Source organism: Leptospira brenneri, from assembly GCF_002812125.1.
Lineage (GTDB): Bacteria > Spirochaetota > Leptospiria > Leptospirales > Leptospiraceae > Leptospira_A > Leptospira_A brenneri.
In genome coordinates, this window is sequence record NZ_NPDQ01000003.1 from 445,794 (window position 1) to 458,461 (window position 12,668).

General features: G+C 38.3%; 9 protein-coding genes. 4 read left to right on the forward strand and 5 right to left on the reverse strand.

What is annotated here, in order from left to right; translation table 11 throughout:
• Positions 1-8 precede the first annotated feature (8 nt).
• Positions 9-1,082 (reverse strand): A/G-specific adenine glycosylase, encoded by a 1,074-nt coding sequence (mutY, locus tag CH361_RS08750; protein WP_100790423.1) that lies wholly within the window; start codon positions 1,080-1,082, stop codon positions 9-11.
• Positions 1,079-1,363, reverse strand: a complete 285-nt coding sequence (locus tag CH361_RS08755; RefSeq protein ID WP_100790424.1) for a hypothetical protein — start codon at positions 1,361-1,363, stop codon at positions 1,079-1,081. Before CH361_RS08755 ends, mutY begins: the two co-directional genes overlap by 4 nt.
• Before the next feature lie 142 nt (positions 1,364-1,505).
• On the opposite strand from CH361_RS08755, the gene ispG reads away from it, so the two are divergent.
• From ispG to CH361_RS08770, 3 genes are read left to right on the forward strand one after another with little or no spacing between them, the layout of a single operon-like run.
• The gene (gene ispG / locus CH361_RS08760; RefSeq protein WP_100790425.1) at positions 1,506-3,551 is read left to right on the forward strand and encodes a (E)-4-hydroxy-3-methylbut-2-enyl-diphosphate synthase; all 2,046 of its coding nucleotides are present in this window, start codon (positions 1,506-1,508) and stop codon (positions 3,549-3,551) included.
• 42 nt (positions 3,552-3,593) lie between these two features.
• The gene (locus CH361_RS08765) at positions 3,594-5,279 is read left to right on the forward strand and encodes a DUF2339 domain-containing protein (RefSeq protein WP_100790426.1); all 1,686 of its coding nucleotides are present in this window, start codon (positions 3,594-3,596) and stop codon (positions 5,277-5,279) included.
• Positions 5,276-6,520 carry a hypothetical protein gene (locus CH361_RS08770; protein ID WP_100790427.1) on the forward strand — a complete coding sequence of 415 codons (1,245 nt, stop codon included), beginning with the start codon at positions 5,276-5,278 and terminating at the stop codon, positions 6,518-6,520. The genes CH361_RS08765 and CH361_RS08770 overlap by 4 nt, the downstream gene beginning before the upstream one ends.
• A 91-nt stretch (positions 6,521-6,611) precedes the next feature.
• Here CH361_RS08770 and CH361_RS08775 read toward each other — a convergent pair whose 3' ends face one another.
• Positions 6,612-7,700 carry an alkane 1-monooxygenase gene (locus tag CH361_RS08775; protein ID WP_100790428.1) on the reverse strand — a complete coding sequence of 363 codons (1,089 nt, stop codon included), beginning with the start codon at positions 7,698-7,700 and terminating at the stop codon, positions 6,612-6,614.
• Positions 7,701-7,713: 13 nt separating this feature from the next.
• Complete coding sequence (locus tag CH361_RS08780) at positions 7,714-8,214, reverse strand: TetR/AcrR family transcriptional regulator (protein ID WP_100790429.1); 501 nt, start codon at positions 8,212-8,214, stop codon at positions 7,714-7,716.
• A 627-nt stretch (positions 8,215-8,841) separates the two neighbouring features.
• Between CH361_RS08780 and CH361_RS08790 the strand changes: the two genes are divergently transcribed.
• Entirely contained in the window at positions 8,842-9,291 is a 450-nt protein-coding gene (locus CH361_RS08790; protein ID WP_100790431.1) for a DUF1499 domain-containing protein, read from the forward strand.
• Between the two features lie 44 nt (positions 9,292-9,335).
• Here the strand turns inward: CH361_RS08790 and carB are convergent, their stop codons facing one another.
• A complete protein-coding gene (gene carB, locus CH361_RS08795; RefSeq protein WP_100790432.1) occupies positions 9,336-12,656 on the reverse strand; it encodes a carbamoyl-phosphate synthase large subunit in 3,321 nt (1,106 codons plus the stop codon).
• Positions 12,657-12,668: the final 12 nt, after the last annotated feature.

Genomic DNA, 12,668 nt, shown 5'->3' on the forward strand with positions numbered 1-12,668 from the left:
GTAACGAATTATGATTCTAAGTAAAGCAAAAACTTTTTGACTTTGGAGGCAAGAGAGGAAGGAAATTCTGTATCCAAACTAGATAAAGTAACCCACTTACTTTCTACACCCAGTTCCTTTACTAGTCCCGCAACCAAAGCCCGGTCTTCCCAAGGAAGAGAAAAAACAGAAAATTTCATTTTGTGATGGGTGATGGTATGTTTGAACTCACCAATGGGTGAGGAATCTTTTGGGAGTGATTTTTTTAAGGATAAAAAGAAGGGAGTGGATTCATAAGTTTCTTCGGGAACCTCGCCGGTAAATCCATATGGCAAATGGAACATTCCTTTTAAAAAACGCATTTTGGGTTCTCTTACGAGTAAAATGCAGTTTTGATTCCATAAAACCAAAATTTCCCCTTCGAGGGTAATCTGTTTTTTGTCTTTTACCCTAACTGGGATTTCAGAAGTTTTTTGATGGATTCTAGCAAAACAATCTTCCGAAAGAGGACATAACAAACATTTAGGTGATTCCGGCAAACAAAGAGTGGCACCTAGTTCCATCATGGCTTGGTTGTGATCCCCAGGATGTTCTAGATTTAAAAATTCATCCGCTTTCTTTTGTAAGTCACCATCAGCCTTAGGACTTAAAATATTTTCCGTATAACCATAGTAACGAGACAAAACACGTTTTACATTTCCATCCAAAACGGCAAGAGGAAGGTCATAGGCAATCGAAAGGATGGCTCTTGCAGTATAGTTTCCAATTCCAGGGAGTTTTAAAACTAAGTTAAGGTCTTTCGGAAAGGCACCATTATAATTTTGAACGAGAAAGATGGCAGCTTTTCTTAGATTCCTCGCTCGACTGTAATAACCAAGACCCTTCCAATGAGCGAGAACCTCGTCCTCTTCTACTTGAGCCAGAGATTCTGGATTCGGGAATCGTTTGATAAAGGATTCATACAAAGGCAACATCGCGTTAACGCGAGTTTGCTGAAGCATAACCTCAGAAATCCAAATGGGATATGCTTGTTTTTTTTTGCGGAATGGTAGATCCCTTTTATGAATCAAATACCATTCGTGGAGTTTTTTTCCAGGGTTCAAATTTCCGAGTCTTGGATGCTATAACGAAGGAAGGTATTACAACTTCCCTCTTCTGTGTACCGAACTAGGTCATAGTCTAAACGAGTGGAACGGAAGAATTTAGAATGAGCCAACCTTTCGCGTATTTCTTGACGGATATGGTCCCGAGCTTCTTGTCGTTTGTCATAGTAGGCAGGCGATAGAATTTCACTTTTATAGGACAGGCTTCCCTCGCGGTAAATCGCTACCGTGACTTGTACCCGGTATTTTCTCTGTAAGACTTGTTTTACTTCGGTGTTCATCGTATCCAAAATCGAAGGGGTATTCTTCCTAAATTGATTTTCGGTCTGGAGTGGGGTGAAATTGAAACCATCAGTTTTTTTTCATACTGCTTGCCCAAAATTTCGAATTTAATTTCCTAGATAATGAGAACATAAGATTCAAATGAGCACCAAATATAACGAATCGCCATTTTTCTACAAAAGACGCCCTACCCGAGAAGTGATGGTGGGAGGTGTTGGAATTGGGGGAAAAAACCCAATTCGCATCCAATCCATGATTACGTCTAACACAAGAGATACGGAAGCTAGTATCAAACAAATTGCTGATTTAGAAAAAGCTGGATCCGAAATTGTTCGCCTAACAGTACCTAGTCAAGCGGATGCCGACAACCTACCCAATATACGCCAAAGAATGAAAGAATTGGGACTAAAAGTTCCTTTGGTGGCGGACATTCATTTTACACCACAAGTTGCGCTCAAATGTGTGGAATGGGTTGAAAAGGTGCGAATCAACCCTGGCAATTTTGCAGACAAAAAGAAATTCGAAATCATAGAATATACAGACAAAGACTACAACGAAGAACTGGAAAGAATCGAAGAAGTTTTCACTCCTCTTGTCCTTCGGGCCAAAGAACTCGGTGTGGCCATGCGAATCGGAACCAATCACGGAAGTCTTTCTGATCGTATTATGAACCGGTTTGGTGACACTCCCCTCGGGATGGTAGAATCTGCTTTAGAATTCATTCGTATTGCTGAAAGAAATTCTTACCAAGACATAGTTGTTTCTATGAAGGCTTCTAATCCTCAAGTAATGATTCAAGCCTATCGGATGTTAGTTACCAGATTTTACGATTTAGGAATGGATTACCCTTTACATTTAGGAGTTACCGAAGCTGGTGATGGAAAAGATGGAAGGATCAAATCTGCAATTGGAATTGGAAGTTTACTCGAAGATGGACTGGGGGATACCATTCGTGTGTCTCTTACGGAAGATGCCATTTATGAAATCCCAGTGGCCAAAGAACTGGTTCGTAAATACAACGAAAGTTTTTTAAAAGAAATCAATCAGGAAACTCAAACCCATAGACCAGAGGAAACAGGCTCAAAAAATCGCGAAACCATCTATACAGAATTTCGTGATCCCTTTCAATACTCAAGATTCTATTCGAAAGAACTCAGTTTAGGAGAAACAAAACTCGGAGACTCATCACCCGTAAGAATAGAAACCTGTTTTCCTTTTTTTGGTTCAGAATCGGCAGAAGAAGTATTAAACCTCATCCAAAGAGAAACAAAATCAGGTCGAATTCCTGAACTCATCCATTTTGCCATCCAGTCTGAAATGGATTTAATCTCTCTCGGAACCATGACTCGTAGAGGATCTTTTCCTCTTCCTGTTTCCGTAGAGTTATCCCGAGAACTTACTTACCAATACGATAGTTTGGCAGAAGAACTTTACCGCATTCAAAAATGGGTAATCGATCCAAATATTTTTTTCAAAGAATCAGAAGAATCTTGGGACGACCTTTTGGATTTTGTCACACGTTTTGCCAAAGATAAAAGAAGTGTTGAATGGTGTATGGATCCCAAAGACATTCACCTAACAGAAAAAATTGTTAGAGAATCCCAAAAGAGAAAAATTCAGAATTTAATTTTCTCAGTAAAAAATGGAGACTTACTAACGGTTCGTAAATTGGCCTACCACTTGCGAGAGTCTGACTATCCAATTGCACTCATCACAGACTCAAAAACAAAAGAAGACCTTTTGTATGAATCCTCCATCCAAGTGGGAGGAAGTTTACTCGATGGAATTGGAGATGTAGTCCGTTTATCATTTGGTGATGGCGAACCAGAGGAGTCCTTACATTTAAGCTTCGATATCTTACAGGCAACAAGACTTCGTTTAACAAAAACGGAGTATATTTCTTGCCCCTCTTGCGGTCGTACAATGTTTGATTTACAATCCACGACTGCCCTGATCAAAAAAAAGACAGGCCACTTAAAAGGTGTAAAAATAGCGGTGATGGGTTGCATCGTGAACGGTCCTGGTGAAATGGCAGATGCCGATTTTGGATATGTCGGTGCTGGAATTGGTAAGGTTCACCTCTACAAAGGGAAAGAAATTGTCAAAAAAGGCGTTTCGGAAGTGGAAGCCGCCGACCAGCTCATTGATCTCATTCGCGAAAATGGAATGTGGAGTGATCCAGAATAAAAAGTAGTTCCCCTCTTTCCACGGATATGAACCATTTCCTCCGTGGAAGAAAAAGAAACCCAAGAGATCCTCACAAGGATTCAGTCGATGGAGAAAGAACTTTCTTTTTTAAAAGAAAAAGTATTATCCCTCTCAAACCCCAAAACTCAGAAACAAGTCTCTCCCCCTGTTTCAAAACCAATTCCGATAGAAACAAAACCAAAAGAAGTTTCCTTAAACGACGGGCCGAATTGGTTTGTGGAATGGATTGGAGAAAATCTTTTTGTTAAGTTAGGAGTTTTTTCCTTATTACTCGCGACCATCTGGTTTTTCTATTTAGCCATCGAGGAATATTGGATCAATGAATCCGTTCGTATTTGGGTCGGACTCGTTTCTGCCATTCCGATTTTACTCTACGGATATCGTGTTCGAAACACAAGGCCTTACCTTTCTCCCAGTCTTATGGGACTTGGAATTGCAGTTCTCTTTTCAGCATATTATTCGGGTTATTTGTTGTACGATTTGTACTCTACTGAAACTTGTTTCGTTGGGTTACTCATCATCAGTTTAACAACTGTGGCAATCGCTCATGCACAAAAAAGTGAAGTGTTATTTGGATTTGCATCTTTTGGTGCTTTCCTTGTTCCCATCCTTCTTTCCACGGGCCAAAACTCTTATCCATTTTTATTCACATATTTACTCCTCTGGAATATTTTATTCTTTTGGGTCAGAAAAGATACGGGTTGGAAGATCATTCCTTTAATTTTACTAGCAGCCAACCACCTAATCTTTGCTGGTTGGGCAAATGAGAACTTAGTCGATGCCAAACCATTTCTTCCAATTACATTCCAAATCGCTGTTTTTCTTTTATTCCTTTTAAGAGAATTTCAAACTTTAGAAACTACAAAATCGAAAGAGCCGATTCTAACCTTGGTTGCCATTGGATTTACCTTGGCACTTGGGTATGTTCAGTCCTTTTGGGCTTTTAGCATATTTTATCCAGTAGCCAAACCATTTTTACTCACCTTAATCCTCATTCTGTTTTATGGTTTGTATGAAAGGTCTCTTCGAAGAACGGAACTCAGTATCGAAAAGAAAAAAATCTACGATTTGATTGGTCTCTTTGGACTCCCTTTTATCGTTAGCCTCATTGTCATCGGCACATCTGGAAAACTATTAGCATTTAGTTTAATTAGTTTTGCCTTCCTTGTGACAGTTGCATCAACCTATTCCAAACAACTATATATGTATTTTGCAGCATTTCCTGTTTGGTTCTTTGCGCTGTTTTATGTTTTTGCTTTTACCTACCGCTCTCAAAACGAAATTCCATTTTTAAACGGAAGGTTTTTGATATTTGCAACAGGTTCAGTGTATCTAGTGCTTTCCTATCTTTATAGTAGAAAGTTTTCTGATTTGTCTAAACTCTTTTTATACACGGCTTATCCATATTGGTTACTAGGAACCTTTGTTGAAATTTCATTAGGATTCCCTGAAGAGAAAAGGTTATTCCTATATACCATCAGTTTAATTGTCTATGGTTTGGCTGCTTTATCAGTCGGATTTCTAAAAAAAGTCCAACCTCTAAAAATTGTTGGATTTGGATCTCTCGCACTGGTGATCATTAAATTCTATTTATATGATTTCTGGAATTTGAGTTTGGGTTATAGAATTCTCGCAGGTTTATTCTTGGGTGTTGCTTTGATCGCAACAGGAACATTATACAATCATTTCAAAAAGGAAACAAAATGAAGACCAAATATTTACTCCCCATTTTATTCATCAGCATTATGACATCAGAAGTAATGAGTCGTCCACTGGCGGTTCAAAATTTTAAATACAAAAAGGATATAAAAATCTCAGGCAATCTTTCTCCGAATGGAATTGTCAAACTTACTTTAGATGAAGATATTTATAAACATTCTTTTTATGGGGATCTCCGAGTGACTCATAATGGAGAGATCGTTCCTTACCACATTCAAAATGCAGAAGAAGTTTCCAAAAATACGGAAAAAGTAAAACCGGAACTTCTATTTTCCAACAAAAAAGATAATCTGGAAATTTATGTGATAGAACTTCCCAAATTACCAGAAGGAATGAATTATACCAAACTTTCGGTAAACAATTCCTATGATTATGAAACCTCCGTTACACTTAAATTAGGTGACAATCCTGATCAATTTTTCGACTCCAAGTCAGTTTTCCTATATAAATATGGAAACCAATCTACTAGTGAAATTGATTTAGGTGGCACAAAACATAGATTCATTCGTTTAGAAGCGGAACCTGGGTCCGATTTAAAATTTCCTTCCGCTTATCGCGCAAAACAAAACAAAAACTTATATTGGGAAAAATCACATTCAGTAGCAAACCCGGAACTTGCCGATAACCTTTGTAAGTTTTCTTTCGCCAATGAATCGCAGTCAGCATTTCAAATTTTAAAACTAGAATTTGAAGAAGGAAATTGGGAACGCCAAGTGACTGTTCGTGCGAAAATTGACAAAAAAGAATGGGATACAGTATTTGAAGGAACGGTAAGTCACAATCAAGCAGAAGGTGTTAATACCGAAATTCCACTTTCAAGGACCATCAGCCGCGAATTTGAAATTCAAATTTATGATGGGGAAAACGAAACCTTACATTTGAAAAATGTAATCACAGTCCAACCCTTAGAAGAAGTTTATTTTTTTGCTAACAATGAGGGAAATAAGGATGGGTATGCACTCTATTACGGAAATCCATACCAATGGTCTGGTAACTTTGATCCTTACTCTTATCCATCCGGAGATGAGATCAAAAACAATGATTCAAAAACTGCCACCTTGGTAGCAGAAATAGAAAATCCTGATTTCAGTTTCAGTGTGCTCTATCCACCTGTTTCAGGTTATCTGGCGACTGGATTTTTTTATTTAGGTGTTGCCGCCTTGTTATTTCTTTTATTTTCGATTCTGAAAACCAAACGTTCCGTTCTCGCAGAATCAGAATCTAAATAAAACGCTCCTATCTATCTTACAGAGAATTTCATTTCTTTGTAAGATAGATTCTATTTTAAGATAACTACAAAAAAACTTTTTTTATCGATGATTAAGTCAAAGTATTACGATTTTTTTCCCAAGATTCCAAAATAGGATTCATCATGGAAAACCACAGAGGAGGAACTAAAGCAATTAGAATCATCACTTCATAACCAAAAGGTAATTGCGGAGCCTCTTCATAATGACGAAGTGCTTGGTATCTTCTGCCAGCATTCGCATGGTGATCGGAATGCCTCTGCAATTGAAATAAAAGAGCATTAGAAACAAAATAATTTTGATTCCAAGAATGAACTGGCAATACTTTCTCAAATTTACCAGGAGTCACTTCTTTTCGTTTTAGACCATAATGTTCAATATAGTTGGTCATTTCTAAAAGAGAAAATGCAATTAAGGACTGTAAAACTAAAAACACCAGAATATCAAAACGAATGTTTCCACCGCTCAAGTAAGATCCAAACATTACCATACTAACCAAAAAAGAAATTGTAATGATCAAATACCAAATCATTTCATTTCGATAATGGAAAACTCGAAAACCTAACTTTGCTAATCGTTTTTTCTCTAACTCCCAGGCTGATTTGTAGGCACCAACCACTGTTTGAGGATAAAATGAATAGAAGGACTGATTTTTCTTGGAAGAAGCGGGATCATTCGGTGTAGAAACATGAGTATGATGACCTCGGTTGTGTTCGATATAAAAATGCATATAACAAACAGTCATATAAATCATCTTAGCAAGGAATGGTTCATACCGAGTGTTTTTATGACCCAATTCATGACCAACGGTGATTCCGATCCCACCAGTCACAACTCCCAGAGCGAGAGCAAATAAACCAAATTCCAAAATGGAATGAGGGTAAACAGCTATCCGATAAACAGACCAAATCACAAGCGCAAGTTGGACATAAGCCCAAACTTCTGTTAAATAACGAAAAAAAGGATCGTTTTGTAATTTAAGAAAATTTGGTTCAGATGGATTTAAATCATCTCTTCCAATCACTAAATCCAAAATTGGTAAAATGATAAAAACACTAATGGGTACGATTAAATAGGAAACTCCCCCAATCATTTCTGAAATCACGACTAATACTGGCAAAAGAAAACAAAATAAAAAACTGAGTCGTTTGGTGAGAGTCATACATAGCTCCTAGTTATTTGTTTTGGAATAAAGCCATTAAGTTCCCCAAACTCTCAAATAGTTCCGGCCATTCTGTTTCATTGGTTGTCTTATTTTTCAAAAATAAAGCACCGATAAAAAAAGATAAAAAAGCCTTACCTGCTTTTATGTTTGTATCCGAAGGAAAAAAACGATCCAATGCTGTTCGGTATGCAACAAAGGAATCTTCCACTAACTCTGCCAATTCGCTAGATTCACTTAACTGTCTTTTAACATCAACTGCCAGTAAAACCAAGTTCATAAAGTGCTCTTCTCTTTTGGAGACAAAGTTCATAATGTCTTCCAAACTAAACTGAGTTTCCGATAACTCTCGGATTTCCTTTTCATCGATCGCAACGAATTGTTTCACCATTGATTCAAAGAGAATCTCTTTCGTTGGAAAGTAATGGTAGAGGGTTCCAGTAGAAACACCTAACTCTTTGGACAATTCTCGCATCGAAACCGAAGAAACACCTTTGGACACAAAAATGGGCATACACTTAGTCAATAGTTCTACCCGATAGAGATCGTGATCGACTATCTTTGGCACAAAGAATATCCTTTATTTATATCGAACGATTGATATAAATAATTACTTATAACACAGTTTGTCCATTCTTTTTTCTTATTTATCAAATATTGAGCCATCTCTTTCCTTAATTCCATATAGTCCTAGATATTTCCCTATCATCTCCCCCATTCAGATCTGTCAATTGCGGAATTAGAAACAGGCACCAATGAATCTAAAGAAATTTGAATCGAAGGGTATCGATTTGGATCGAAATGTCGGAGAAAATACCCGCGAATCTTCACCAGAAAGAAGGGGACGGTAGAGAGGATTTTAGTAAGAAAAAGGTTCAAACCAGAGTTTTGAATGAGTGGATCTTGGGAAATTACGGGGGAATGGAGAAAGAAAGCGAGGGTATCAAGAAAGGGAATGAAAAGGGAAAGCTGGTTCCTTTGGAAAGTAAGTTTCCCAAGGAACTGGAGTTCAAAATTCACAGGCGAGAAAAAGTAAGTGACTTACCTTTTCTACAGGATCTCTTTCTCCTTAATTGGCGAAAAGTGATGTCCAATAGAAAGAATTAAGAAAACTAAAAAACAATGATAGGAAAGAAATCCAATGAATCATAAACTACACGCATTTACTTTATCCGTCCTCCTCCTATTTTTTCTAGGATGTACGGGAACAAGGCCAGACTACCTAGGAATCAAATTGGAAAAATTGGCAGACTGCCCCACAACACCAAACTGTGTGAGTAGTTTTGCAAACCCAGATGACAAGGAACATTACCGAAGTTCCTTATCCTATAAAAAACCTCTAAAGGAAGCTTATGCAGCATTAAAAGGGAAAATTGAATTAACACCAAGAACCAAAATCATTCAGGAGAATCCGAATTATATTTACGTTGAGTTCACTTCCAGACTGATGCGTTATGTGGACGATGTGGAATTTTATTTTGATGAAAAAAACAAACAACTTCATTTCCGTTCAGCATCCCGTCTAGGGAAATCAGATTTTGGAGTGAATCGTAGTCGGATTGAATCGATACTAAAAGATTTAGAAATCTAACAAAATTTAACTTTTGCTAGATTTTCTAAATTTTTAATTTATCGTTAACTTTTTTTATGTTTCGCGTGGATTTCCTGAAGGGAATTCACGGAAAAACCTTTATCTTTCATCTCCACCAAACCATGGATTAATGCCTTACCTGCTTGTGCCGTAGTCAAACAAGGAACCTTGTATTTGATCGCAGCTTGCCGGATAGTAAAAGCATTTTCTCTCGTAACTCTCGAAAGCGGAGTGTTGATGATTAAATGAATTTTCTTCTCTTTGATGTAATCGATCACATTCGGAAAGTATCCATCGTAAATTTTGTTAATTTTGCTAGAGAGGATTCCGTTATCAGAAAGAAACTTATGTGTTCCCTCTGTTGCAATGATATTGTATCCCAAGTTAGATAAGGATCGGACTGATTCGAGTAACTCTTTTTTTGTTTTATCATTAATCGTTACAAAAACCGTTCCGTGTTTAGGAGGTTCTTCACCAGCCATGATCTGAGCCTTAACAAAGGCTTCCCCTTTTGTGGTTGCAACCCCCATAACTTCTCCCGTGGACCTCATCTCAGGACCAAGAATGGTATCCACACCAGGGAACTTACTGAAAGGTAATACTGCTTCTTTTACAGTGATCATCGGTGCTGAAAAACGTTTTCCTAGTTTAAAGGACGCCAAAGGTTCACCTAACATAAGTCTTACTGCAATTTTCACAACAGGGATACCTATCGACTTTGCCACAAAAGGAACAGTTCTAGATGCGCGCGGGTTTACTTCCAAAACATAAAGAGTTTCATCTTTAATTGCGTATTGAACGTTAATCAAACCCTTAACATCTAACTCCAATGCCAAACGGTAAGTTGCTTCCTCAATTTCTAACAACATACGTTGGGAAATTGTTTGAGGAGGTAATACACAGGCGGAGTCACCTGAGTGAATTCCCGCTTCTTCGATATGCTCCATAATTCCCGCGATGAATACATCTTTTCCATCGCATAGAGCATCTACATCGACTTCGGTTGCATCTTGTAAAAAGGAATCAACAAGAAGTGGTCTATCTTCCGATACCTCTTCTGCTTCTTCCATGTATTTATCTAATTCCGATTCTTCATTTACAATGAGCATCGCCCTTCCACCCAAAACATAGGATGGTCTAACAAGAACCGGATAACCAATTTTTCTAGCGATTTCTCTTGCTTTATCTTTGGAAGCAGCAATACCGTTATCAGGAGACTTTAAGTTTAATTTTTCCAATACTTCAGCAAATCGTTTACGGTCTTCTGCTCGGTCAATGGAATCAGGACTAGTTCCTAATATGGGAACTCCACGTTTTTCTAATGACTTTGCCAACTTCAACGGTGTCTGTCCACCTAACTGGACAATAACGCCATCAGGTTTTTCCTTTTTGAAAATTGCCATTACGTCTTCAAGACTCAGTGGTTCAAAATACAAACGATCGGAAGTATCATAATCAGTAGAAACTGTTTCTGGATTGGAGTTTACCATGATGGACTCGACTCCCGCTTCCTGTAGTGAGAAAGAAGCGTGGCAACAGCAATAATCAAACTCGATCCCTTGCCCAATTCGATTGGGTCCACCACCAAGAATCATTACTTTTTTCTTAGAAGTTACCTCAGCTTCATCTTCTTCATCATAGGAAGAATACATATAAGGTGTGAAGGCTTCAAATTCTCCTGCACAGGTATCAATTCGTTTATAAACTGGATGGATATTTTTTTCTTCTAAGTATTTTTCAATGACCTCTTCTTCTTCCCGAAGAGTTTTTTCCACTCTAGCCTTTGTGATTTCAATAGCGGCACCGCTACGAACTTGTGCGAGGATCTGTTCTTCTTTGGAAAGAAAAGCAAGTTGGCGATTGGAAAAACCTGCCTTTTTCATTTCTTCAATGATAACGAGCCCTTCTTTTCGGAACCTGTTTTCTAACTGAAATAATTCTTCGAACTGATAAAGAAACCATGGATCAATTTTACAAATATCAAATATCTCTTCAACACTCATCCCAAAATCAAAAGCCATCTTTACATAGAAGATTCGTTTGTCGGTAGGACGTTTCACCTTTGCTGTGAGCCAAGTTTTTCTTTCCTCTTTCGGAACAGACTCCCATTCCAAAAGTTCTTTCAAATATCCATCGCTTCCAAAACCAAAACGATCTGTTTCTAGGGAACGAAGTGCCTTTTGAAAACTTTCTTTGAAGTTACGACCAATGGCCATTGCCTCTCCAACAGCTTTCATTTGAACACCAAGAGTGGTGTCGGAACCAGGGAATTTTTCAAATGCAAACCTAGGAATTTTGGTTACAACATAATCAATCGATGGTTCAAAACTTGCTGGAGTGACACGAGTGATATCATTTCGAATTTCATCTAAGGTGAATCCAATAGAAAGTAATGCGGCAATTTTTGCGATTGGGAATCCCGTTGCCTTAGAAGCCAAAGCAGATGATCTGGAAACGCGGGGATTCATTTCAATTACAATGACATCTCCATTTTCCGGATTCACTGCAAATTGAATGTTGGATCCACCAGTTTCGACTCCAATTTCCCTGATGATATCAATAGACATATCTCTAAGTCTTTGGTATTCTCTATCACTTAATGTCTGTTGTGGTGCCACTGTGATTGAATCACCAGTATGAACACCCATCGGATCTAAATTTTCAATAGAACAAATGATAACAACGTTGTCGGCGAGATCTCTCATCACTTCCAACTCAAATTCTTTCCAACCCATCACAGATTCTTCAACTAACACCTGCGAAATGGGAGAAGCAGAAAGACCTTGTTGTGCTTTTTCTTCAAATTCCGATTCTTCGTAACAGGTTCCTCCACCCGTTCCACCAAGTGTAAATGCTGGTCGAATGATGATAGGAAATCCAATTTCATCTTTTGCTTTTCTGGCGGCTTCCATATCAGAAACCATAAAAGACTTAGCTACACGGATTCCGAGTTTCTCCATCGCGAGTTTAAAAAGTTCACGATCTTCCGCTTTTCGAATGGCGTCTACTTTCGCACCAATCAGTTCAACATTGTATTTCTCAAGCACACCTTCCCGATGAAGGGCAAGAGCCAAGTTCAAGGCCGTTTGACCACCTACTGTTGGTAAGATGGCATCTGGTTTTTCCTTTTTGATGATTTTTTCTAAAACAGGAACCGTTAATGGTTCAATGTATGTCGCATCAGCCAGATCGGGATCGGTCATAATTGTGGCCGGATTGGAATTTACGAGAATCACTCGAATCCCCTTCTCTCGAAGCGCTTTGGTCGCTTGTGTTCCAGAATAGTCAAACTCACATGCCTGCCCGATGACGATAGGTCCGGATCCGATGATCAAAATTGATTTTAAGTCGTTACGTTGCGGCATAGTTTCCTCTTT